20 protein-coding genes are annotated in these 23,934 nt (G+C 66.9%); 4 read left to right on the forward strand and 16 right to left on the reverse strand.

From position 1 onward, the window contains the following. Positions 1 to 131: 131 nt before the first annotated feature. Genes IPP68_05500 through IPP68_05510 form a run of 3 tightly spaced genes read left to right on the forward strand, consistent with a single transcriptional unit; the run spans position 132 to position 5,793 of the window. The gene (locus IPP68_05500) at positions 132 to 3,455 is read left to right on the forward strand and encodes a hypothetical protein (GenBank protein MBL0349812.1); all 3,324 of its coding nucleotides are present in this window, start codon (positions 132 to 134) and stop codon (positions 3,453 to 3,455) included. Beyond that, the gene (locus tag IPP68_05505) at positions 3,446 to 4,867 is read left to right on the forward strand and encodes a hypothetical protein (protein MBL0349813.1); all 1,422 of its coding nucleotides are present in this window, start codon (positions 3,446 to 3,448) and stop codon (positions 4,865 to 4,867) included. Before IPP68_05500 ends, IPP68_05505 begins: the two co-directional genes overlap by 10 nt. Next, positions 4,864 to 5,793 (forward strand): PorV/PorQ family protein, encoded by a 930-nt coding sequence (locus IPP68_05510; protein MBL0349814.1) that lies wholly within the window; start codon positions 4,864 to 4,866, stop codon positions 5,791 to 5,793. Before IPP68_05505 ends, IPP68_05510 begins: the two co-directional genes overlap by 4 nt. Positions 5,794 to 5,856: 63 nt before the next feature. Here IPP68_05510 and IPP68_05515 read toward each other — a convergent pair whose 3' ends face one another. From IPP68_05515 to IPP68_05570, 12 genes are all read right to left on the reverse strand, one after another. After that, positions 5,857 to 6,153 (reverse strand): septation protein SpoVG family protein, encoded by a 297-nt coding sequence (locus tag IPP68_05515; GenBank protein ID MBL0349815.1) that lies wholly within the window; start codon positions 6,151 to 6,153, stop codon positions 5,857 to 5,859. Between the two features lie 42 nt (positions 6,154 to 6,195). Continuing rightward, entirely contained in the window at positions 6,196 to 7,101 is a 906-nt protein-coding gene (gene ispE / locus IPP68_05520) for a 4-(cytidine 5'-diphospho)-2-C-methyl-D-erythritol kinase (GenBank protein MBL0349816.1), read from the reverse strand. 2 nt (positions 7,102 to 7,103) lie between these two features. Continuing rightward, a complete protein-coding gene (locus tag IPP68_05525; GenBank protein ID MBL0349817.1) occupies positions 7,104 to 9,281 on the reverse strand; it encodes a tetratricopeptide repeat protein in 2,178 nt (725 codons plus the stop codon). Further along, positions 9,268 to 9,759 carry a ribosomal protein S18-alanine N-acetyltransferase gene (gene rimI, locus IPP68_05530; GenBank protein ID MBL0349818.1) on the reverse strand — a complete coding sequence of 164 codons (492 nt, stop codon included), beginning with the start codon at positions 9,757 to 9,759 and terminating at the stop codon, positions 9,268 to 9,270. Before rimI ends, IPP68_05525 begins: the two co-directional genes overlap by 14 nt. A 4-nt stretch (positions 9,760 to 9,763) precedes the next feature. Next, the gene (gene tsaB / locus IPP68_05535) at positions 9,764 to 10,555 is read right to left on the reverse strand and encodes a tRNA (adenosine(37)-N6)-threonylcarbamoyltransferase complex dimerization subunit type 1 TsaB (protein MBL0349819.1); all 792 of its coding nucleotides are present in this window, start codon (positions 10,553 to 10,555) and stop codon (positions 9,764 to 9,766) included. After that, on the reverse strand, positions 10,552 to 11,043 hold the full coding sequence (gene tsaE, locus IPP68_05540; GenBank protein MBL0349820.1) for a tRNA (adenosine(37)-N6)-threonylcarbamoyltransferase complex ATPase subunit type 1 TsaE: 492 nt from the start codon (positions 11,041 to 11,043) through the stop codon (positions 10,552 to 10,554). The genes tsaB and tsaE overlap by 4 nt, the downstream gene beginning before the upstream one ends. Beyond that, a complete protein-coding gene (gene thiL / locus IPP68_05545) occupies positions 11,036 to 12,043 on the reverse strand; it encodes a thiamine-phosphate kinase (protein ID MBL0349821.1) in 1,008 nt (335 codons plus the stop codon). The genes tsaE and thiL overlap by 8 nt, the downstream gene beginning before the upstream one ends. Continuing rightward, complete coding sequence (locus tag IPP68_05550; protein ID MBL0349822.1) at positions 12,040 to 13,206, reverse strand: amidohydrolase; 1,167 nt, start codon at positions 13,204 to 13,206, stop codon at positions 12,040 to 12,042. The genes thiL and IPP68_05550 overlap by 4 nt, the downstream gene beginning before the upstream one ends. A 65-nt stretch (positions 13,207 to 13,271) precedes the next feature. Continuing rightward, positions 13,272 to 14,150 (reverse strand): NAD(P)H-hydrate dehydratase, encoded by an 879-nt coding sequence (locus tag IPP68_05555; protein ID MBL0349823.1) that lies wholly within the window; start codon positions 14,148 to 14,150, stop codon positions 13,272 to 13,274. After that, complete coding sequence (gene acpS, locus IPP68_05560; GenBank protein MBL0349824.1) at positions 14,147 to 14,512, reverse strand: holo-ACP synthase; 366 nt, start codon at positions 14,510 to 14,512, stop codon at positions 14,147 to 14,149. The genes IPP68_05555 and acpS overlap by 4 nt, the downstream gene beginning before the upstream one ends. 9 nt (positions 14,513 to 14,521) lie before the next feature. Further along, on the reverse strand, positions 14,522 to 16,573 hold the full coding sequence (locus IPP68_05565; protein MBL0349825.1) for a ComEC/Rec2 family competence protein: 2,052 nt from the start codon (positions 16,571 to 16,573) through the stop codon (positions 14,522 to 14,524). Between the two features lie 87 nt (positions 16,574 to 16,660). Beyond that, the gene (locus tag IPP68_05570; GenBank protein MBL0349826.1) at positions 16,661 to 17,248 is read right to left on the reverse strand and encodes a methyl-accepting chemotaxis protein; all 588 of its coding nucleotides are present in this window, start codon (positions 17,246 to 17,248) and stop codon (positions 16,661 to 16,663) included. A 120-nt stretch (positions 17,249 to 17,368) separates the two neighbouring features. Between IPP68_05570 and IPP68_05575 the strand changes: the two genes are divergently transcribed. Further along, positions 17,369 to 18,694 carry an amino acid permease gene (locus IPP68_05575; protein MBL0349827.1) on the forward strand — a complete coding sequence of 442 codons (1,326 nt, stop codon included), beginning with the start codon at positions 17,369 to 17,371 and terminating at the stop codon, positions 18,692 to 18,694. On the opposite strand, the gene IPP68_05580 is transcribed toward IPP68_05575, so the two are convergent. Genes IPP68_05580 through IPP68_05595 form a run of 4 tightly spaced genes read right to left on the reverse strand, consistent with a single transcriptional unit; the run spans position 18,691 to position 23,873 of the window. Further along, positions 18,691 to 20,559 (reverse strand): N-acetylmuramoyl-L-alanine amidase, encoded by a 1,869-nt coding sequence (locus tag IPP68_05580; protein MBL0349828.1) that lies wholly within the window; start codon positions 20,557 to 20,559, stop codon positions 18,691 to 18,693. The two genes, IPP68_05575 and IPP68_05580, sit on opposite strands and share 4 nt — an antisense overlap. Positions 20,560 to 20,566: 7 nt before the next feature. Then, complete coding sequence (locus IPP68_05585; GenBank protein MBL0349829.1) at positions 20,567 to 21,733, reverse strand: DUF819 family protein; 1,167 nt, start codon at positions 21,731 to 21,733, stop codon at positions 20,567 to 20,569. Beyond that, complete coding sequence (locus tag IPP68_05590; GenBank protein ID MBL0349830.1) at positions 21,730 to 22,809, reverse strand: hypothetical protein; 1,080 nt, start codon at positions 22,807 to 22,809, stop codon at positions 21,730 to 21,732. Before IPP68_05590 ends, IPP68_05585 begins: the two co-directional genes overlap by 4 nt. Next, the gene (locus IPP68_05595) at positions 22,806 to 23,873 is read right to left on the reverse strand and encodes a C40 family peptidase (GenBank protein ID MBL0349831.1); all 1,068 of its coding nucleotides are present in this window, start codon (positions 23,871 to 23,873) and stop codon (positions 22,806 to 22,808) included. Before IPP68_05595 ends, IPP68_05590 begins: the two co-directional genes overlap by 4 nt. Positions 23,874 to 23,934 lie beyond the last annotated feature (61 nt).

Genomic DNA, 23,934 nt, shown 5'->3' on the forward strand with positions numbered 1-23,934 from the left:
GACTTCGACTCCCCTCCGTGTTAGAATCAGCCCGCTTCCGTCCGACATCCCGGATCCTTTCTCACGCTCTCTTCCTATTTAAAGGACACAGTCTGAAAAACCGTTTTCGCCCCTTCGCGCGCGCCCTCCTGATGGGGCTGACGCTCCCCCTGACGGGCCTCGGACTCCGGGCCGAACCGGCTCCCGCCGTTCAGTTCCGCGGGGACGCTTACGATCCCGCCTTCGCTTTCGTGCCTCCCAGCGGGCACGGGACCGCGGGACCCCACCATCTGGTGTTGTCGGACAACGGCAAGCTCATCGTCCAATCGAAGTCCGGCGTTGTGGTCAGCTCCCAGACGCTCCTGAATTTCTGGGACGCGGCCCTGCCGGCCGCCGACTTTCGTTCCACCGCTTGGCCCCGGATCCACTTCGACCCCATAACCCAACGATACATCGCCACGGCCCTGGGAACGACCTCGAACCGCGTCGTCATCCGGGTCTCTCCCCCGCAATTCTTCGCCTTGGTGGCCGTGTCGGAAACCGACGACCCCACCGGCCCCTGGAAGAAATACGCCTTCAACCTGAACACCGACGCCGCGTCCCCCCTGCGCCCCGTGATCGGCGTCAACGTCACACAAACGGGCTTCAGCCATCGTTGGATCGCCCTGACGCTCGTGGCGACCAACCTGGGGGCGGCGGACGGTTGCCACCTTTACGTGTTCGAAAAAAACGACCTGATCAACAACGCCGTCACGCCGACCACCGTGACCCGGTTCGGCAAAGTCGCGAACAACCCCGTCTCGCCGATGGTGCCGAACCTCAACACCGCGCAGGACGATCTTTACTTTTTGGAATCCCGCTTCGGCGACGGGGGTATTTTTTACAGTTTGGGGGAAGTGACGGACAAAGGCGGGCCCGTCCTCGGCGCCGTGTCCTCGCGGAACATCGCGACCCCCTATCTGCACCTCCCGTCGACCTTCCCCTTTCACCCCCAATCCGGCACCTCGGACAAGATTTCGGCCTCCAAAAGCGAGATTCAGTCCTTAATTTTCGACGGGACCTCCCTGTGGTCGGCCCAAACGGTTTACGGCCTTTCGCCCACGCGCTCGGCCATTCAATGGCACCACTGGAACCCGGTCAATCTCGCCGACTTCGACGCCGGTGTTCTTGAGGATTTGACCGGGGCCAACATGTACGACTACCCGTCCTTGTCCGTCACTCCCCTGGGCGACGTCCTGATCGGATTCACCCGTTTTTCTGGAACGACGTTCCCGTCGGCCGGCTACGCGTTCCGCGCCGCCAACGACCCGGCCGGAACCCTTCAAAAACCGGAAATTTACAAAGTCGGTCTGGCCCCTTACCACCCCTTGGGCGCGGGGGCCAATCCCTGGGGCTATTTCAGCACAACCGCCCTCGACCCCTCCGACGGTCACAGCCTTTGGACCCTTCAGAACTACGCCGAAGCGCCGGTCTTTAACGGCGACACCTTCGACGACGCCTGGGGCCTTCAATGGGCCCGGGCCATTCCCCCCGTCAACCCCCCGACCATGCTCGCTCCCGCGGCCTTGGGCGTCTCCAGCGTTCAATGGAATTGGTCCGACAACTCGCACAACGAAACCGGGTTCAACCTTCGGCGCACCGCGGACAACGGGGCCATCGTTCTCGCCTTGGCCGCCAACACGACCTTTTACCGGCAGACGGGCCTGACGCCCAACGCCGCCCAGCGGGCCTACGCGCAGGCCTTCAATTCGGCGACAACCGTCAACGGCGGAAATTCGAGCGTGATTTACACGTTGGCCAATCCGCCCACCGGCACCGCCGTGACCATTCGTTCCTCCAACACGGCGACCCTCGCCTGGAACGCCAACGGCAATCCCGCCGGCACGGAGTATCGCCTCCAAGGGGCCACGAGCGTTCCCCTGCTGGCGCTGGCCTCGGAATCAACCACCACGGCCACCACGATTTCCTTTAACACTCTGACCCCCGACACGACCTGGTTTTTCCGGGTGCGCGCCCGGAACGCCAACGGGGTCAACAGCGCCTTTGACGCCACCGTTTCAACGCTAACGTTGCCCGCGCCACCGGCCGCGCCCTCCGCGCCGGACGCGGTGGCCCGGAGCACCGGGAGCCTCACCTGGGGGTGGACGGATCTCGCCGCGAACGAAGCGGGGTTCCGGGTCCGCCGGGCTTCGGACAGCGTGGTGTTGATCGGCACTCTCCCGGCCAACAGCGCCCAATGGCTTCAGACGGGCCTGACCCCCAACGCGCCCCAGCGGGTCTTCGCGGAATCCTTTAACGTCACGGCCTCCAGCGCCTCGGGATTTTCCCCCACCCGTTACACCCTGGCCACCGCGCCGGTGGCCAGCACCGTCGCCATCGTCGCGCCGCAAACGGCGCGATTCACCTGGCTGGCCAACGGGAACCCGGCCGGCACGGTCTACCAAGTGTCCTTCGCCCAAAGCGGGTTCGACCCGTCGTTTTTCTCGACGACCGGAACGTTCCGGAACTTCCCCGGATTGACGCCGAACACCACCTATGAATTTCAAGCGAGCGCCCAAAACGCCGAAGGGATTTTCTCGGCCCCCAGCGCCCTTTTGACGCTTTGGATTCCCTCCCTGACCCCCAACGCGCCCTCGGCGGTCACGGCCGTCGCCTTTTCCACCCACAGCGTTTCCTGGGCCTGGACGGACAACGCCAACAACGAAGACGGTTTTCGGGTTCGCCGGTCTTCGGACAACCTCAATCTTTCGGGCGATCTGCCGGTCAACTCCACGGGGTTTGTCCACGTCGGGCTGGGTCCCAACGCCCCCGCCCAAGTGCGCGCGGAGTCCTTTAACGCGACGGGCTCAAGCGCTTCAGCACCGTCGGCCACGGCGTATTCTCTCGCGGCCCCCCCTTCGTCCTTGGCGTTCCTGGGCGTGTTTCCCACCAGCGCCTCCTTCGGCTGGTCCAACGGCGGCAATCCCGGGGGCACCCTGTTCCGGGCCGAACGGTCCTTGAACGGCGCGGCGTACGTTGAAATCGCCACCACGACCCTGACCAGCGCGTTGGCCCCGGCGCTCGCGCCGGACACGACCTATTTCTTCCGAGTGCGGGCGGAAAATACGGAGGGAACGACCACGGCTTATTCCAACGTGGTGACGACCCGCACGATTCCCCTGGCGCCCTTGGCCCCGTCGCTGTTCGTGATCGACGAATCCACGGTTTCCATAACCTGGGGATGGACGGACAACGCCGCCAACGAAACCGGTTACCGCGTGCGGCGCACGACCGACAACGCCTCCCTGTCCGGGGATCTTCCGGCTGGAACGGCGTCCTTCCTTCAAACCGGGTTGTCGCCCAACCGGTCCCAACAGATTTACGTCGAAGCCTTCAACGCGGGCGTACCGGGGCTTCGGGGTCCCTGGCCCATTTTACCGACGCCGCGCAACCGGACGTTCCCGCGGCGGCGCCGACCGCGAGCACCGTGTTGTTGACCTGGCCCGCCAACGGGAATCCCCCGGGCACCGTTTACGAATCCCAATTCGGGGCGTCCGTGGAAACCTACGGGGCCGCCCTCTCGAGCACCGCCACCGCCCGCCTGTTCACAGGGTTGGCCGAGAACACGACGTATTTCTTCCGCGTGCGGGCCGTGAACGGCGACGAAAACCCCACGGGCTACTCCGGCGTGTCGGCCCGTACGGCCCTGGGGCCGCCGGCCGCTCCGTCGGTGCCGGTCGTGATCGATCGGTCCACGGGGTCCCTGAGATGGGGATGGACGGACAACGCCACGAACGAAGCGTCCTACAGGTTCTTCGCCCGGATCGGCGCTTCGGACCAGGACCTCTCCGGCCCCCTCTCCCCGAACACGACCTTTTACATGGACACCGATTTCCCGACGGCCAACACGCCCCGGCGGGCTTTTGTTCGGGCGAGCAACGCCACGGGCGACGCCGATTCGGGCCTCTCTCCCGTGGCCTACACGTTGGCGAACCCGCCGACCGGGAGCGCGGTCTCGATCTACGTTTCGAGCGTTACTCTGCGGTGGAACGCCAACGGCAACCCCCTCGGCACCGTTTACCGGGCCGAGAAAGCCTTCGGCCCCGGGGACTTTGAGGAATTCCAATCGGGGTCGAGCCTGGAAGCCACCGCCGTTGGCCTGGCCACCGGCCCCTACCGCTTCCGCGTGCGCGCGGAAAACGGGGACGAACGGCTCACCGCCTACGACGCCGTGATTCAGGCGTCGGTGACCGTGCCCAACGTGTTCTCCGTCTGTTCCGACGGCGGCGCCTTTTCCTACGGCGCGACCAATGTGATCGTTCCCCCGGGTTCAGCGACCTGCGGCACGGTGTTCACCGTCCTCAACCCTGGGACATTCCCCAATGGCACCGGTCCGACCGGAACGTTGACGCCCCTGGGCGTGGGAGCGGACATTTCGGCGGTCCCGCCCGTGTGCGGGTTTTCCGTGACGTTGAGCTACGCCGACGCGGACGTGGCGGGCATCGACGAATCGACCCTCGTGATCGCCCGCTACGACGGGGCCCGGGGATTCTGGGTCCCCCTGCCCTCCCGGGTGGAGGCGACCACCAATAAAGTCACCGCGGCCCAGGCCTGCACCAGCCTCGTGCAGGTCATGGGACGGGCCCCTTCCAACACCGTATCGACGGCCGTGGCGTACCCGGTGCCCGCCCGCACCCAAATCACGTTTTCCAATTTACCGGCGGCGGCCCGGATTCAAATTTACACCGTGAGCGCGGAGAAAGTTCGGGAGTTCGACGCCGACAGCGGCGGGCAGGCGGTGTGGGACCTGCGGAACGAATCGGGCGAAACCGTGGCGAGCGGCACCTATTTGGCGCGGATTGAAAAATCCGGCCAGGACGACGTGGTCAAAGTGGTGGTTCAGCGATGAAAAATCGATCGGCGGCGTTGTTGGCGGGCGTGATCGCCCTCGCCGGACCCCTTCGGGCGGGCGGGTTTTCGTCCTCGGCCAAAGGGACCTCGGCGGCGGATTTCCTGAAGATCGGCGTGGGCGCCCGGCCCCTGGCCCTCGGCGAAGCCTACACGGCCCTGGCCGACGACGCCCTGGCCCTTTCCTGGAACCCGGCGGGACTCTCGCGCACGCCCCACCTGTCGGTGGTCTTGGCCCACACGGCTTATCTGGAGTCCATTAATTTCGAACACGCGGCCGTGGCCCTCAAACTCCCGCTCGGTTTGGCCGTCGGCGGCGCCCTACAATTTCAAACCGTGGGCGACGTGACCGGCCGCGACAGCGCGGGCGCGGCCACGGGCGGATTATCGCCCAAGGACATGGCCTTCGCCTTGGGCGCCGCCCAGAGCCTGGGCGTGGTGTCGGTGGGCCTCGCCGGGCGGTTCGTGAAAAGCGAACTGGCCGACGCCGCCAACACGGTGGCCTTCGACGCCGGCGTCCTGACCGGGCCGATGTTGGGCGACCGGGTGCGCCTGGGCGCCACGGCGGCGAACCTGGGCGGCAAACTCAAATTCGACGACGCGTCCAACCCGCTCCCCGTGACCTACCGGGCGGGGGGGGCGGTTCGCTTGTCGCCCGCTTTCTTGGTGTCGGCCGACGCCATCCTCCGACGGGACAACAAACCCGTCGCGGCGGGCGGCCTGGAGTGGAACCTTCCCGCCACGAGCGGCTGGACCTTCGCGGTGCGGGGCGGCTACAACACCCGGACCGCGGGCGACGTGGGCGGTCTGACGGGCCTCTCCGCCGGTCTGGGGTTCGGCTTTAAAACCCTGCAAATCGATTACGCCCTGGTCCCTCTCGGGGATTTGGGCCTCACCCACCGCCTCTCCCTGTCCTACCGCCTTTAATCTCGCCATAAAAAAAGCGCCGCCGGCCGAAGCCGACGGCGCCGTCGAATACGTTTCCGCTGGTTAGGCCTCTTTGGGAGCGGCCGCCGGGCCGCCCGGCGGGGCGCGCTTCACCTCGTCCTCGTAGGCCGTGAAAATCCGCTTCTCCAAATAAGTCCGAAAATCCGCGTTGATGGGGTGGGCCACGTCTTTAAAAGTTCCGTCGGGGAGCTTGCGGGACGGCATGCAGAGCATCACGCCCTTGTCGCCTTCCACGATTTTCATGTTGCGGACGGCGAAGCATTTGTCAAAGGTGACCGTGACAAACGCTTTGAGCTTGTCCTCGTTGCGCAGCGTAACGCGAATCTCGCTGATTTCCATGTTGTCACCTCGGCGTTCAACGGCGTTGTCCAAAAGGGCGGTTCACGGTGCGCGCCGGTCCGCGGACCGGACCAGCCAAAGGTCCCAGGGTTCGCGGGACAGGCGCCGGAGCACCGCCCGGCCTTGGGCGGGCGTCTCCACGACGCCGAAAACGGAGGAGCCGGACCCCGACATCCGGGCGGCCAAACAACCCGATTGTTCGAGCGCCCGCCGGGCTTTCGCCACCGCGGGCAGCCGAGGGAGCACCGCTTCTTCGAGCCGATTGAAAAGTTCCGGCGCCCAAAGGCGCGCCGGCGCTCCGTCGATCAGGGCTCTTTTTAGTTTAAGCCCCGAACGCCGCTTTGTCAACGGAAATCGAAGGGCCCGGTAGGCGTCGGGGGTCGAGGAAAACACCCGGGGGTACACGAGAACGAAATGCCGGACCGCCGGCCGGCGAGGCATTAAAAATTCCAATTTCTCCCCGACCCCTCGGCCCTCGGCCAGGCCCCCCCGTAGAAAAAAAGGAACGTCCGCGCCCAACCGCCGGGCCGGGAGTCGGAAACGCTTTTCGGGAAAGGGGCGGTCGCCCCGGGTAAAAAACCATTGGGCTTTGAGGGCCGCCGCCGCGTCGCTGGAACCCCCGCCCAGCCCCGCCCCGAGCGGGATTTTCTTCGCCAGGTCGAACCGGAGCGGAACGGCCTTCGGGTCCTCCGCCGCGAAGGCCCGGGCGGCGCGGACCACCAAATTGTCGTCGGTCGCCGTCAACCCCGGGAAGGAACAGAACAGTCGGGGTCCCCCGGACGGATCCGGCCGCGCCCGCAGGGTGTCCGCCAGCGAAATTTCCTGAAACAACGTCGAGAGGGTGTGGTAGCCGTCGGAGCGGCGGCGAAAAATTTCGAGAAACAGGTTGATCTTGGCCGGGGCGGGGAAGGCGCGGGGGGCCGCGGCCCCTGTTCGGGAAGACGGCATCGTCACGGTTGGGCGGGCAGGGAAAAAAGGTCGCCGGCGGCCGGCGGATTGACCATGATTTGGGTAAAAGTGAGGGTCAGGGACCCCGCGTCGGAATTCAAACGAATCAGGGTCGGCACCCGGAGGCCTTCTTTTTCGACGGTGTTTTCAAAACGGATTCGGAGCGGGCCATCGGCCGCGCCCCACCGGGCCTCCGCGAGCGTTTTCTCCCGTCCGCGCAGGACCATCGCTCCGACGGGGGATTCGTAGACCACGTCGTCGCCGTCCTGGCGGGCGGAGACGGACGGGGCGTCAAACCCGGCGGTCCATTCGCCCGAAAGAACCCGATTCAACAGGGTCAGCCATTCGTCCACGGCGGGGTCGCCGATCTCCGGCGGAAGCCATTGGGTGCCGGACGACGTGTGGACCATTACCGCCGCCGGGGCGAAGAGCGGTCCCAGGATTTCCAGCCGGAAGCGGCCGGGCCGGGCGTAGTGCCACACCCCGCGACCCGCGACGCCGCGCCCCCGCCACCGTCCGTCCACTTCGACAAACCCGGACAACCCGCGCAACTGGCGGAAATTGCCTTCGACCCGCTTCAACAACGTGCGCGCGGCCGTCCGGGGGGCCACGTTTTTGATCCGGCCTTCGTCGCCCAAGCGCTTCAGTAATTCTTTGTGGTTGGGGTCGAGCAACAAGCCTTCCTGCCAGGCCCGCATGGATTCGTCCTTTTTGCCCCGGGCCTCCAACACGTCGCCGTAATGCTGCCAAACGGCCGGGTCATCGGCGGGATGCACGCTGGCGGCCAGGGCCGTTTCCGCTTCTTCCAAACGCCCCAACCGAAAATACACCCAGCCCAAGGAGTCCCGGTAGGCGGGATTGTCGGGCGCCAGGGCCACGGCCCGTTGAATAAGATCCAGCGCTTCCGGAAGGCTTTCCCCCCGCTCGGCCAAGCTGTAGCCCAAATAATTCAACGCCAGATGGTGCCGGGGGTCCGCGGCGATGGCGTTCCGAAGGGCGGGAGCGGCCTTGTCAAAGCGGTGGAGGCGGTCCCAATTCATGGCCAGACGGAATTGAACGTCGGCGCGGCGCGGGTCGATTTTCAACGCCCGCTCATACCAGCCGATCGCTTTTCGAATTTGGCCGTTGTCTTCCTGGGCTTGCCCCAGATACTGCATGAAATCGGGGTTTTCCGGATGGGCCTTTTGAAGACGGGCCAGGGTTTTGACCGTGTCCCGGGGGCGGCCCAAGCGCTGGTAATAGGACGCCAATCGGAGCAACACCCCGGTCTGGGGAGCGGCCCGGGCCGCCAGAGCCATGTGTTGAACCGCGTCCGCCCAGCGCTCCTGCTCCTGGGCCACGAGGGCGCGCCAAAAATTAACGACCGGGTCCCGGGGCGCGGAAACCGCGGCCCGGTCGAAGGCCGGCCGGGCCCGGGACATGTCCCCGGCCTGGAAATAAAGCTGGCCCAACCGGGCGTTCACTTCGGGATTGTCGGCGACGCGGACGGCGTATTCCTCGTAGCCCGCGATGGCGGCGGCCGTGTCGCCCCGAACGTCGTAAAGTCCCGCGAGCCCCAGAAGGGCGTCGACGTTCCCGGGATCCGATTCCAATATTTTTTTCCAGTGGCGTTCGGCCCCGGCGGCGTTCCCTTCGTGCTCCAACAACTTGGCCAGCCGGTCCCGCACCGCGTCGGCCACTTCCCCGTCCCCGCTTTCTTTGAGGAACTTCTCCAGGGCGCCGGCGGCCACGGCGGGGTCCGTCAGCCGCGTCTGACTGGTGGCCCACCCGAGCGCGTCCACGTTGGCGGGGTCCAGCTTCAACGCCCGGTCAAAGGCCGTTTGGGCCTTGTCCGATTGCCCGGCGGCCAAAAAGGTGCGGCCCAGCAGAATTTGGTATTCGGCGTTTTCCGGAAAACCATCGGCCAGGGCCCGGGCCGTTTGGACCGCGAGGTCCCAGCGCCCGGCGGCCAGGCTGGCTTCGACCAGGGCCGCGCGCACCGCCGCCGCCTCCGGGTCGCGCTTTAAAACGTTTTCATACATTTCCGCCGCAACGGCGGGCCGGCCCGCCCGTTCCTCCAACAGCCCCCGAAGGAACAACCGGTATCCGTCCCAGGGCGAAGCCGCGGCGGTCGCGGCACCGAGCAGCGCCGCGGCGGCCACGGCGAGAATCCGGCGAGAGGTTCGGTCAGCGGGGGTCAAGGTTTTTCTCCATCAGGACGGCGGTTTCGGTTCCCTCGTAGAAACGGGGCCGCCGTCCGGTTTCCCGAAATCCCAATCGACGATACAGCGCCAGGGCGGGGACGTTGGACAGACGCACTTCGAGGGTGGCCAGGCGGCCGCCCTCGGCGACGGCCCGGGCGATCAACCGCTCCAGGAGCGCCCGGCCGAGCCCCCGTCCGCGCAGCGCGGGGTCGACCACCAGATTGGCCAGTTGGGCTTCCGGAGGGATCCACCAATAGACGCCGAAGGCCCGGACCCGGCCGTCGGCCGAGAGATAGGCGAGTCCCCGCGACCGGGGCGCGGAAAGTTCTTCTTCGATTTGCCGGAGAGACCAGGGGGACGGGGAACTTTGAGATTCGAGGGCGGCCAAGTCGCCCGGCGGCGCGTCGGTCCAGGGGACCCAACGGCCCTCGGCGAGCGGGTCCGTCACCGGGAGAGACAAGGCGGCGACCGCCAAGCGATCAGCGCGCCTTGGCGGCGGCTTCCTCGGCGTAGGAGGGACGCAGGTAGAGGGGGCGGACCTGGTTGAAGGATTTCATTTCCCGCCGAAAGAATTTCTCCGAACCCAAGGCGGCGACCCAATGGGGGTCGGGCTCGGAAATTCCGGGCACGAAGCGTGCCCGGCGGCCGAAGGCCTTGGACAATTCCTTCCGGTAGCGGTTGGCCGCGGACCCGACGAAAAGCAGGGACTGGGCCTGGAAGCAGTTCTGGAAGAAATCCAGGAAACGGTCGAAGGGAAAAAGCGTCGGCGCGTGGACCAGTTTGAAGTGGTGGCCGAAGGTGTGGTAGGAGCGCCCCGAGGGAACCCCGCGGCGGTTTTTTTCCGTGACCTTGTGGAACCGCCACACCGCCATGTAGACGTCCCCCCGCAGGGCGTCCATCAAAACGCACAACATGTCTTCCCGGAAATTCCAGACGAAAGATTTCCCCGTCTGCCAGCCGGAACCGCTGGCCGCGAGGGTTTCGAGGCTGGTCACCTCGACCAGGGGTTTTTGGAGGATGAAGGACAACGTCCGCGCCGCGGACACGCCGAGGCGGATCCCGGTGAAGCGGCCGGGGCCCACGTCCACGGCCACCACGTCCAGGTCCTGGGGAGTCCAGGGGACTTTTTTGAACAAGTCGTGCAAGGTCGGCAACAGGTGTTCGCTGTGGGAGTCGCCGGCGGGCAGGGTTTTGGCCGCCCGCACGCGGAAATCCTCCCAGAGGCAGACGCCCAACCGGCTTCCCGTCGATTCAATGCCCAAAACTTTCATTTTTTTCCTTTCAACCGCTTGACGATTTCGCCCGACCGGGGTCCGCAGACGTAAAATTCGATTTGACGACGGTCCGCGCCCTTGTGGGACAAGCGCACGGGCAGGCACTGGGCCGGCCAAAGGAATTTGGCTTTCTCGGCCCACTCCACCACCGTGACGCCCGTGTCGTCGTGAAGCTCTTCCCATTCGAGGCCCGGCACTTCGGCCGGGGAGAGCCGGTAAAGATCCACGTGGCGAAGCGTCGCCGACCCGTGGTTTTTCCGGGGGCGGTGCGTCTGAACGATGGCAAAGGTGGGACTCGTGGGAACGTCCTCGATGTTGAGCCCTTCGGCCAACCCCCGGGCGAACACCGTTTTGCCGGACCCCAAATCGCCCATGAGCGCGATCCAATCGCCGGCCCGCAAATGCCGCCCCAACTCGCGGGCGAGCGCCAGGCTTTCTTCGGCGGAATGGGTCTCGCGCGACCACTCCGGGGATTTCTTAAGAATCAAAGTGTTCGAAGCCAGCGGGAGCCTCCCGTTTTTCTTTGCCTTTGAACAACCCGACGCCCGACGCGCGGGGCAGAATTTTCCCCACCGCGGTCGCCCAACCCAATCGCTCGAGACGTCCGGCCACCGGCGGCGAAGCGCCGACGACCAACTCGTAATCCTCGCCGCCCGTCAAGGCCCGGCGGAACGCTCCGGGCCCGGCCCATCGCCGGAACGCGGGCGAGAGCGGCAAACGCTCGACGTCCACCGCCGCGCCCACCCCGGAACGTTCGCAAAGTATTTGAACCGACCGCCACAATCCGTCGGAGCTGTCGAGGCCCGCTCGAACGCCCGCCCGGGCCAGCCGGCGCGCCGCGTCCAGCCGCGCCTCCGGCCGCCGAAACCGTTTCAACAAGAACCGCTCGTCGGCGCTTCGGGGCGCCCGCCGGGTTTCGGCCACGGCGAGCCCCGCGTCCGCGTCCCCCAGAGTGCCCGTGACCATCAAGACGTCGCCCGGGCGGCAGGCGTCCCGGCGGAACACCCGGTTTCCGGGGCGGACTTTGCCCAACACCGTGACCGACACCGTGATCCGGTCGGCCCGCACCGTGTCGCCGCCCACCAAGTCGAACCCCGTTCGCCGGGCCAGGGCGGCGAAGCCCCGGTAAAACCCCTTCAAAAAAGAGACCGGCGTTTTCGGCGGAAATCCCGCCGCCACCACGCCGAAACCGGGCTCCACGTCGCCCATGGCGGCCAAATCCGACAGATTGACGGCGAGGGCCTTGTGGCCCAAATCCGCGCCCGACGTCCAGGCCGTTCGAAAATGCACGCCTTCCACCAGCATATCGGTGGTCACGGCCCAGGTTTCGCCGCCGATCGTCAACAGGGCGGCGTCGTCGCCGGGCCCCAGAACCACCCGCCGGGACAATCCCCGGGACAGCCCCGGCAAAAGCGACGAGAGCCACTTCCATTCCCCCCAGCGCCCGAGGGTGTTCGGCCCGGGGCGCTTCGCCGCGGGACTCAACCGTTCAGTTCCCGGAGCGCGCGGCGCGCGAGGGCCGTCAAAAAATTAACGCCGGTCAGCATCGACGGTTCGTGCAGCACGAAGGAGGCGTGGTGCCAGGGACGCCGGGTGCGGGCGTCGGCGCCCGTGCCGACGTAAACGAAGCACCCCGGGGCCTTCGCCAAATATTCCGAAAAATCTTCGCCGCCCATGGAGGGCCGCTCCAGCGTCAGGGCGCGCCGGGCGCCCACCGTTTCCTCCGCCGCCCGCCGGGCCAGGGCCGTCATGGCGCGGTCGTTGATCACCGGACGGCTCAACACCTCGTACTCCACGCGGGCCCGCCCGCCGTGGGCCCGGGCCACGCCCCGGACGATTTGCCCGATCAAACGGGGCATCCGGCGGTGCCACCCGGGGGTCAGGGTGCGGACCGTGCCCGTCAAGACCACCGACGACGGCAAAATATTGAAGCGCTCCCCGCCGTGGATCGTGCCGATGGTCACGACGCCGGGCTCCACCGGATCCAACCGCCTGGAAACGACGGTTTGAAGCGCCGTCACCGTTTCCGCGGCGATCACGACGGCGTCGGTCCCCTCGTGGGGGTAGGCCCCGTGGCCGCCTTCGCCGTCGATTCGAATCGTGAACCGGTCCACCGCGGCCATTAACGGGCCGGCCTTGAGGCCCAGGGTGCCCGCCGGGAGCCGCGGGTTCACGTGGACGCCGAAAACCGCGTCCACCCGGGGCGCCGTCATGGCGCCCTGCCGGATCAATTCCCGGGCGCCGCCCGATCCTTCTTCGTCGGGTTGAAAAAAGAATTTGAGGGTGCCGGGAACGCCCAGCCCCTCTTCCTGGAGCCGGAGGGCCGCGGTCAACACCATGGCCGTGTGGGCGTCGTGGCCGCAGGCGTGCATGACGCCGGGGTGCCGGGAGCGAAACGACAGGGACGACCGCTCGGTCAAAGGCAGGGCGTCCATATCGGCCCGGAGGGCCACGCAGGGGCCGGGCCCCGCACCGCGCAGGGTCGCGACCACGCCCGTTGGATTTATTCGTCGAAAAGGAACGCCGGCCGCCCGAAGCGTGCGGGCCACCAAGGCGGTGGTGAGTTTTTCCCGGCCGCCCAATTCGGGCCGCTGGTGAATCGCCCGGCGAAGCCGGACGGCGGTCGCGAAGGCGCGACGGTCATTCACAACGGCGGGGAGAGCGGAGGAAAAGCATTGGACGTGAGGCTATTGTAACAAATTCGAAGCGGGGTTCAGACGGGGCGCGAAAAGGTTCGACGGAAGGCCGCGGGAAGTTCGTCCACCAGGTCGCCCGCGGCGATCGGCGCCCCCCGACGGACGGCCCGGTCCCCGGCCAAACCGTGCAGGCGCGCCCCGAGCACGGCCGCGCGCCAAAGCCGTTCGGGCGCGTCCGCGCCCGCCACTTGACCGATCAGCGCGCCGATCAATCCGGCCAGGACGTCGCCCGTCCCCCCCGTGGCCATCCCGGGGTTGCCGGTGGGGTTGAGCGCGATTCGATGTCCATCGGAAATCACGGTGCGGTGACCTTTTAAAACACAAACCCCGCCGAAACGCCGGGCCAGGGTTCGGGCGGCGGCGGAACGATTTTTTTGAAGGACGGCCACGGACGTTCCCAGCAAACGGGACGCCTCGCCGGGATGGGGCGTGAGAACCACCGGAACGGCGGGCCGGAATTTTGTGTCGCCCGCCAGGGCGTTCAATCCGTCGGCGTCCAGAACGACGGGAAGACCCAAATCCGTCAAGACCCGTCGAACAAAAGCGGCGCTTCCGGCCGTCACGGACAGTCCCGGACCCAACACCACCGCCGTGAGCGGGCGCCGCCGCGCGTACGCCAACACCACGGGCCACGCGGCGGCCGCCACGGCCCCGCCGGATTCCGGAAGAGCGAGCGTCAGGGCTTCCCAGGGCCCGCCCACGGCCGCGACGAGTTCCAGGGAGCGGGGGACCGCCAACGTGACGAGGCCCGCGCCCCCGCGAAGGGCCCCGGCGGCCGCCAAGCGCGGCGCGCCGGACATTCCACGGGCGCCGCCGATCACGAGCACGTGGCCGAAATCGTTTTTGTGGGAATCCCGCGGACGGGGCGGAAGCCAGGACCGGGGAACGGCGGTCATCGACGGCGGGCGGGCGGCGAAAAGAGGGCGACGGCCACCGCGTGTTCGGCGGTGTGGGACAGCGTGAGCGTCAGCCGGGGTTCCAGCGAACGAAGCCTCGCCGCCAACTCCACGCCGGGTTTTCCCGACGGCTCGTTTTTGACCGAAATGTCCTTGTGGGCGACGCCCGCCCGGCCCAGGGCTTTGTAAACGGCTTCTTTGGCGGCGAACCGAACGGCGAAATGCTGGGCCGCGTTTTTTTTCGCCCGGCAATAGGCCACTTCCCGGTCGGAAAAGACCCGGGCCAAAAACCGGGGTTCCCGGATCAACCGGGCGATGCGTTTCACTTCCACGATGTCGACGCCGAGGGAGGGAGAGGTCATGGCTTTATTTTACCAAACCGCCGGCCGTCGCACCGGCGGAGGCGCCTCCGCGAGTTCCGACCAACGGCCGCCGTCGGCCCCCCCGGTCCAGGCCAAGGCCCCCCGGGCGGAGAAACACAACGCGGCGCCCGTTCGACGCAGGCTCGCGGACGCGGTTCGTCCCTGGAAAACCGCCGTACGAACCTCCGTGCGGGTCAGCCGGTCGAGCGCGGCGGGCGCGCCCGGACGGGGCCGCCAACCCAGGATGTCCACCGTCGGCGGGAGGCGGGGCGCCGCCGCGGCCGCCAGGGCTTCGGACGCCTCAAAACCCAAAAGCGCCCGGCGCCCTTCCCGCTCCAGCAATAACAAAACGCCGTCATCGGGACCGCGGGAAAAAACCGTCCACTCGATCCCGCCGTCCCGTCCCTGGGCGACGCCACCCACGGACGCCGCCCCGGCGGGCCGGAAATCGCCGGGAGGATGCCGCCAGGCGAGGCGCTCGACACCGAGTCCCCCGAGGAATCCGGGAAGGCCGTTGAGCGTCCCGTCTTTGGTCGAATCAAAAAGCCCGACGCCCGCGGGGGTTTGCAAAAACACCGCGTCGCGTCCCCACCACACCAGACGGAAAGGCGGCGCGGGCGGCCGGGCCGCTCCCAACAACAGAGCCGCCGCACCGGCGGCGGCCGCCCACCAACCGAAAAACCGTCGACGGGTCAAAAGAAAAGCGAAAGCGGCCAGAATCCCCGCCGACAGGAAAATCGTTTGCTCGAAGGACAAGCGGGCGTGAAGCTCCGCCCCGGGAAGACGGGCGGAAAAACGAACCCAGGCGAGGAAGGCCCCCACCGCCCGCTCCGTCACCGCGGCCAGGCCCCGGGCGGCCGGGGTCCAACCCATCGTTTCAAAACCGAACAGGCAGAGCCCGAGGGTTAAACAGAGGCCCGAAGCGGGGACGGCGATCATGTTGGAAAGCAACCCCGCCACCGAAAAGCGGCCGAAGTAAAAAAGGAGAAGGGGGGCCAGGGCGGCCTGGGCGGCCAGACTCATCCCGAAGAGCCGCCGGGCGTGAAGGCCGAACCCGCGGACCGCCCGGGCCGCCCCGATCGTTCGCGGGTCCGAGGGAGGCGGCGCGCCCTGAATTCGATTCCAAGCCACGGCGATGCCCAGGGTCGCGGCGTAGGACATTTGAAATCCGGCCTCGAACAGGGAAGCCGGGTGGATCGCCAGGAGAATTCCAGCCGATAAAAATATCGGGTGCTCCGGCCGGTCCCAGCGCCCCAGCGCGTGGCCGAAGGCCCCGAGGGAGGCCATCAGCGCGGCGCGCAGGACCGGCGCGTCGCCGCCCGCCACCCCCGCGTACAGGAAGGCCCAAAAAGGAACCGCGAGCAACGTCCACCGGCGGGGCCACCAGAGGGCCCAGCGGGCCAAAAACCACCAAAGGGCCAGGGCGATCCCCACGTTGGAGCCGGACGCGACCAGGAGGTGGGCGGTTCCGCTCCGTCGAAAATCTTCCATTAAATCGTCCACGCCCCGGGGCCGGCGGCCCAGAACGAGGCCGCCCAGGATTTCCGAAGAACGGGGCGACAAGCGCGCCGCGAAAGCGGAACCGAGGCGATCCCGAAGGGCCCCCGCCCACCGCCGGGGAGAGAACGGCGATAGGCGCTCCACGACGGCCGCCTTCCCGGCCGGGACGATTTGGCGGGCCCGGGCGCCCCGTCGCTCGTCGGCGGCGGCCGAGTCGTAGAGGCCCGGGGCGGCGGCGGGCCGCGAAGGAACGAGAGGCCCCCACAACGACACCCGATCCCCCCAGACCGGGCGCGGGGCGGGCGTCGTCCCCGCCGCGGCCGCGGAGGAAAAGGCGCAAAAGGCGACCACGTTGCCCGACACCGGCCGGGGGGCCGCGCCGAACGCCTTCAACCACTCGGCCCGCAGGAGCAGGGTTTCCCCCCGCGCGCTTCGTTCCGGCGGGCGAAGAACGCGTCCGACCACCCGGGCGGGGCGACCGTCGGCCCAACGGGCCACGTCGTCACGCGCCGCGGGCGGCGTCCCCCAAAGACGAAGGGCGGCCCAGGCGCCGGCGGTCAATAGGACGACCGGGATCAGGGGACGGCGAAAAACGTAGGGAGCGCTATCGAGGGAAGGAGAGGGGAATTCGGGGGGAGACGGGGACAGCTAAATCTTGAAGCCCTTGTGGAGGAGATCCACATCGGACTTGATCTGTTGAAGCTTCTGGGTCATTTCGGCCGGGGCGTGTTTTTGGGACAGCACGTCGTTCAAATGCTTGGAAACGCGAAGGGCCAGATGGGCGTCCTGGGACACCAACCGCTGGATGGATTCCACCATCATGTTGAACTCGTCCCGCAAATCGCCCAACTCGTCGCCGGTGCGGGTTTTGATGCGGTGCGTCAGGTCGCCGGAACCGACGACCCGGGCGGAACGCTCAAAGCGGTAAATGGGGCCCGCCAGCTTGTGGGAGCCGATGATGGCGAACAGCGTCACGCCGACCATGTAGATGATCAACTTAAACAGGAAAACGTAGCTGTCGGTTTTGAACAAATCGTAGAGGCTGGGGTCCATGAAGTTCTGAACTTCCCGGCCGAAGTGGAAATAGAAATCCAAGCCGATCGCGGTGATGGCGATGAGCACGAAGGTGAAGACCCAAATGACGTAGCGGGTTTGAAGGCTGCGTTTAACGAAAACGATTTTCCGTTTGGCGCGGGGGTTGTGAAAAGGGTCGTTGGTGGGGTGCGCGTGAGCCATTGGTGAAAACTTAACAGACATTGTACCGTTTGTCAACCCCGCTTCCGAAAAATATATTCATCTCGGAGAATCCGTCCGCGGCGATTGCCCCGACGCCGAATCAATGTTATTCTTCGGCCCGTGACGGACCCCCTCCCCTCCGCTCCCCGGCGACTCGGCCTCTGGGACGCTTCCGCCCTCGTGGTCGGCTGCATCATCGGCGCGGGCATTTTCCGCCTCTCCGATTCCGTCGCCCGCGCTTCGCCATCGGTGTTTTTGTTCCTGGCGGCCTGGGTGCTGGGCGGCCTCCTGTCCCTTTGCGGCGCCCTGGTCTGGGCCGAATTGGCCACCCGGTTCCCCCGGAACGGGGGCGAGTACGTTTTTCTGTCGAACGGCTACGGACGCGCCTGGGGGTTTGTCTACGGGTGGACCCGTCTTTTCGTCAGCCGCACGGGCACGCTCGCGATTTTGGCCTTCGTTTTCGCCGAGCACGCCGCCCGGGTTTTCGGCACGCCGCCCGCCGCGGTCAAACCCATGGCGACCGCCGCTGTCCTGGCGCTCACCGCCTTGAACGTTCTCGGCGTCCGTTTCGGGAAGTCCGTCCAAAACCTTTTCACCGTTCTAAAGCTCCTGGCTCTCTTCGGGATCGTCGTCGTCGGCCTCCTGGCCGGGCGCGGAACGCCCGTTCATCTCACGCCCTTCTTTCCCCCGGGACAGACCTCGATCCTTTCGTCCCTGGGGCTGGCCTTGATCCCCGTACTCTGGACCTACGGGGGCTGGTACGAAGCGGCCTACGTGGCGGGCGAAGTGCGGGACCCCCACGTCAATCTGCCCCGGGCCATCGTCGGCGGACTGCTGGCCACCACCGCGCTGTATCTGTTGATCAACCTGGTGTACATCCTTTATCTGCCGTTGGACGAAATGCGCGCAACGGATTTGGTGGCGGCGGGCGTGATGGACAAAATCTGGCCCCGGGTGGGCGGCGCGGTGGTGGCCGCCATGGTCATGGTGTCCACCTTCGGAGCGCTGAACGGATACATTTTTTCCAGCGGACGGCTGCTCTCGGCCCTGGGCCAGGACCATGCGTTGTTCAAAAAAATGGGCGCGGTGTCCCCCCGCACCCAAACCCCCGCGGCCGCCTTGGCGGCCAACGCGGCCCTGGCCCTAATCCTGGTGTGGACCGGGACCCTGGACAAAATCGTGACGTATACGGAAGTCGTGGTTTATCTGTTTTTTGCCGCGACGGGGGTTTCGCTCTTTATTTTTCGACGACGGGAAGGCGCGGCCCCGGGCGGGTACCGCGTGTGGGGCTATCCTTGGACGCCCCTGGCGTTTATTTTGCTCAACGTGGCCATCGCGTTAAACGGGGTGGCCGAGGAACCAACGGTGGCGCTCGCGGGCATCGGCGTGGCGGCCCTGGGGTTCCCCCTCTATTGGGTGTCCCGCCGCCTCGCTCCGAAGGCCTAATCCCGCATCTTTTTTACAAACCGCTTCAGCCCCCGAAACATCGCTTCCGCGCAATCGCACTGAAACGTTTCCGTCCGGAGAAGTTCTTCCTCCGGCGGCCAAATCACGTAGGCCGATTCCGTCAATACCGCCGGCATTTGGGGGGTGCGGGCCAACGCCAAATTGCCGTAGTGCAGCCCGTCGTCCCGCAGGCGGGTGGACCGGAAGGACTGGGGAGCCCCCCCGAACACGTCGCCGTAAGCCGCGTGAATTTCCTCGGCCAACGCTTCGCTTTGGGGATGGTAGTAATAGACCCCGTAGCCGTTCCGTTCGAAGGGGTTGGCGCCGTCGGGCAGGGCGTTGTTGTGCACGCTGATCAGGACGTCCCCCCGGGCGGCCCAGGCCATTTTGGGCCGATCGTATAAATTGACGTTCTCCGTCCCGGTCCGAAGCAGGATCACCTCGGCTTTTTCCGAAAGCAGCTTGCGTTCCAGGCATTTGGCGATGGCCAGGTTGGCGTCTTTCTCCAAAAGTCCCGTCGGTCCCCGGGAACCGATGTCCCAGGAATGCCCCGCGTCCACCACCACCTTCAAGCCTTCCAACGCGCCGTTGCCGCCGCCCGTGGGCGGACGGCGCAATTCCAACACGAAGGTCGAATTTTCATAGCGGACGTCGTACCCCCACCAACGACGGGGCCGGGTGTGCACCCGCAGGCGGAAGGTGTCCGCGTCGTCCTGAAACCACTCCACGCGGCGAACGGCGCCCGCGGGGGCGTTGTAGTGGACCCAATCGGTGTTCGAGGCCACGCCGTAAAAATAAACGTCCAGACCGGACCCGTCGTCCAAGGGGCGAACCTCCATCGGCACGCGCTGGCCCAAATTCAACCGGACGAGCGTGTGGCGTCCGGCGGGTTCCACCGAAATCGCCCCGGCCAACGTGCGGGGCGGCGGCGTCCCCGACGGCAAAAAGCGGACTTCGTCGGTGCCGATCCAGGCCTCCCGGGCGGCGGACAGGCGGACCCGGAGCTCGCCCCCCCGGCGGCCCGTCACCCACAGGCGCGTTCCCGGGGGCGGGAACATCACGTAGCCCGCCTTCTCGCCGGGGTACGGAGCCGAGGCCGCCCGCAGGATCGCCAAATCCGTCGACACTTCGACCACCCAGGGGGTTTCCTCGTCGAAGCGCCAAATTTTACCGGGGGCGGTGGAGGTGTCGTGGGCTCCTTTTTTGCCGGTCAAGGTCGCCTTGATCGTGGCGCCTTCGAACGCGTCGTCGGGTTGAACCACGTAGGAGCCCCGGTAGGTACCCCGGGAAACGGCGCTTTCGACCATGGGGTGCTTTTTTTTGCTTCCGCCGAAAAAGAAACCGGCGTCCTGCCCCGGACTCCCGACGGCGGTCACGGTGACGATGTCGCCGGCGGTCACTTCGGCATCGACGTCCGGGGTCAACACGCGAATGTTCAGGGGTTTGACGGGCGGGACGCCCGGCGGACCGGCGACGTACACCCGGCGCGTCAAGGCGAACACCTCGGTGCCCCGGGTTACTTCGAATTCGATGTCGTTGGCCCCCGGGGCGTAGCTCACCATGGCGATCCAGCCGCCGCCGGGATACACCCGGATCGCTTGCCCGCCGATGGCGAGGCGGGACCCCGGCTCCACGGAGCCGAGAACGAAAGAGGATTTGACGTAGGGCAGGGAGGCCCCCTCGGGCGGATGGACGACCCGCAAGGGAGCTCCGGGCGCGGGAATCGGCGCGGTGGACGCCGCCAGGGAACCCGAACTGATTTGAACGGGCGGGAAATCGTCCCCCATTTCAACGGACGCGGGGGGTTCCGCCCGGACGACCGCCGGCCCCACCAATAAAATCGCCACCGCCCAACGCTTCATCATTGTTCCTTCATCCCCACCGGGAAGAAATCTGCGCCACGACCAGCCCAAAATAAGTCCCCACCACGTTGCCCGTCACCGCCAACAGCAGCCCCACGGCGGACAGGGCGGGTTGATAGACCGCGCTCACCATGGGGGCCGACACCACGCCCCCGACGCAGGCCTGGCTGGCCGAAGCCAATAAAAAAAGCGGCAGTCGAAACAGGCGACCGCCCGCCCATAGGATTACCGCATGAACGGCCAAAATGCAAGCGCCGACGGCGATAAAAAAAGGCGCCCGGCCCAGCGCGGTTAAAGACGCCCGCGCCCCGAGGGAGGCCAGCAGGAAATAGAGCACGGTCGTTCCCCACCGTTCGGTGCGTTCCGGCGACCGGCCGAAATACCCCGACAAGGAAACCGCCAAGGTCAGCGTCGTGACGGTCAACACCGTCCAGGTCGACGGCGACAAAGTGGCCGCCCATCCGGGGGCCACGCGCCCCACCGCCCCGGTGAGCGCGGGGCCGGCGCGATCCCCGATCGCCAGCGCGATCAAAGCCAGGCCGGCCGCGGCCGCCGGCACCGCGGGCCAGGGGACCGCCGCTCCCGGGGCGCGACTCTCCGCCCACGGAGCGGCGACGGCGGTCGCCCCGGACCATCGGTCGTAGGATCCTTGAAATCCGGCCAAGGAAATGAGGCCCGCCATCCAGGCGTAGGCGAAGAAAGAGTCAATAACGACCACGGGAGCGAACACGGCCTCCGGCGCCGACAGGGCTTCCTTGACCGCCAGCATGTTGGCGCTGCCGCCCGTCCAACTGGCCGAAAGGGCGCCCACCGCTTTCCAGGCCTCGGAAGGCAGATGGTCGTGAAACAGAAAACAAGCCAGGACCGCCCCCGCGCCGACGCCGACGACGCCCAAGGCCATGGCCGCGACCGCCGGGCGGCCCAAACGGAGCAGGGCGCGCAAATCAACGTTGATCAAAAGGAGCGCCAAGCAAAAGGGCAAAGCGTACCGGCCCAGGAGCGTGTAGAGCGGCGACGCCTCGGGGAAAAAGCGGAAGGTCCCCCCCACCATGGGCAGGACGTAGCACCAAAAAGGGACGGGAAGGTAACGGAACAGGCCGGGGCGGCGCGCCCGGAGGGCGCCCAACCCCAACACGATCGAGGCCAACGCCGCGGCCAAAACCCACGGCGAGTTCATGAAACCCCCAGGCCCGGCCCGGGCCGACGCGGCAAAAGGATCCACGGACCGCGCCGAATGTAACCGCCGCGGTACGGCGTCGGTCGGAGGATCAGGTCCGAATCCAAATCGGCGAAATCAAAAACCCCGGTTCCCAGGGCGAAGTGAACCGCGGCCGACAGGCCGAGGCGCGACTCCGCCATGCAGCCGATCATGAGCCGGGCGCGGCGTCCGCGGGCGGCGCGGGTTTCGTCCACGATGGCCAAGCTTCGGAGGACGCCGCTTTTGGCGAGCTTGATGTTCGCGCCGCTCACGCTTTCCCGGCGATAGGCCGTCCGGGCGTCCCGGGAGGTTTGGATCGACTCGTCGAGCAGGAGCGGGCAGGGCGGCCGGGCTCGCGCGAGAAGGTCCCAACGGCGCTTCGGGAAAGGTTCCTCCACGGCTTCCAGGGGAACGCCGTCCCGGCGGGCCCCCTCCAAAATCTCCGCCAAAAGATCGGGCGTCAGGCTTTGGTTGGGGTCCAACAAAAACCGGGCCCGGGGCGCGGCGCCGAAGGCGCAACGCAGTCGCTCCTGGTTGAGCGCAACGCCTTCCGCGCCGTTCAGCTTGAGTTTAATTTTTCGGTAGCCCGCCCGTCGAGCGGCGGCCGTCCGCCGGCCCACCTCCGCGGGGGCCACCGCGGACACGCTCAGCGTGGTTTCGATCTCCGCCCGTTTTTTTCCCCACAGGGCGTAAAGCGGCGTGTTTTCGGATTGGGCCAGGGCGTCCCAGAGCGCCGTTTCAAAGGCGGCCGCGGCCGTCGGCCAGACGCCTTCCCGCCGCCAAGCGGCCAAGCTCAGAGCGCGGATGTCCCGGACGTCCCGACCCCGGCTCCAGCGGGCCAGGCGCCGAAGGGCCGCGGTCATTTTGGGGCCGGTTTGAAAGGGCATCGCCAGGGAGGAGGAGGCTTCGCCGCGTCCCACCGGCCCGCCCGCCAGCCGGACGGAAACGACGACGTTGTCGGAATGGGTTTTGCGGCCCAGGGCGGTGACGAAGGGAACCCGCAGGGGCCAACGGACCGGTCGGACGTCGACGGCCGCGATGCGGGTCGGGATCAATTGGGAATCAAGCGCCCGAAGGTGACGACATACCCCCCGGCGGTCTGTCCGGGGCGAAGGGCCTCTTTCGCATCGCCCAGTTTCTTTTTGAACGTGACCCGGCGGACCACGTTTTCTTCGTGCACCGCTTCGATCAATTGCTCCCCGCCGGTGAAGATCATCACGTGGACCATGCGGTCCGGTTTCGTCGCTTTGGCCAGAAACACCAGATCCCCCGGCTCCAAATCCGAGGAGCGGGCGATGGACTGGCTCGCCATAAATTGCTCGTGGGCGTCCCGGGGGATTTCCAAACCGGCGACCCGGTAAGCCACGTTCACCAACCCGGAACAGTCCATTCCGCTCGGCGCGTCGTCCTCGTCGGCCCGGTGGCCGGCCCGTCCTCCCCAATAATACGGCTCCCCGAGAAACTTTTCCGCCGAACGCAGCAGCACTTCCCGGATGTCCGAGGTCCGGCGCGGGGTTTCCAGCGTCGTTCGCGCCTCTTTGGTCCGCATCCACCCGCTCTCGCCGCGAACGCCGGCCACCCGAAACCACGCGCCTTTTTTGTAGGCCAAATAAAGCCGCGATCCCATGGGCAGCGAGAGCCCCTTGGCGAACCACCGCCGGGTGGGCCGCACGCGGCCGTACCGGGCGGTCACAACCCCGTTGGGTTCGTACTGGGCGGGGCGCGGTTCCAGCGCCTCCCGGAGCACCCACCCGGGGTAACCCTGCCAGCGATCGCCGTGGGTGTATTCCGGCTGCTCGGGCGCCTCCACCCGGACCCACCCCTCTTTTTCCTCAAAGGATTGAACCGCCTCGCCGTAGAGGACTTGGGATTCTTGCAGCGGGTCCACCGCGTAGGGGCGGCGGGTTCCCGCGCCGTCGGTCACGGACACCGGATTCCGTCGGAGGTCGACCACGGGGCGCGCCACCACGAATTCCCCCGTGGGCGGAGCCGGCGGGAAGGACGGGGGGGCGAGGACGCGCCGGTCGGCGCCCCCGGTGCTGAACAAAATCTCAAACCCCTCGGCCCGGAGGCCGGGGGTCAACCCGCACAAGACCATCGCCCAAAAATATATTTTCACTTTTCCGCCTTTGTCCGCCGGTGGGCGTACGGTCCCGCGACTGTTGGAGGGGGAGGGTGCG

The organism is Elusimicrobiota bacterium, from assembly GCA_016722575.1.
In the GTDB taxonomy this organism is placed as follows: Bacteria; Elusimicrobiota; Elusimicrobia; order FEN-1173; family FEN-1173; genus JADKIY01.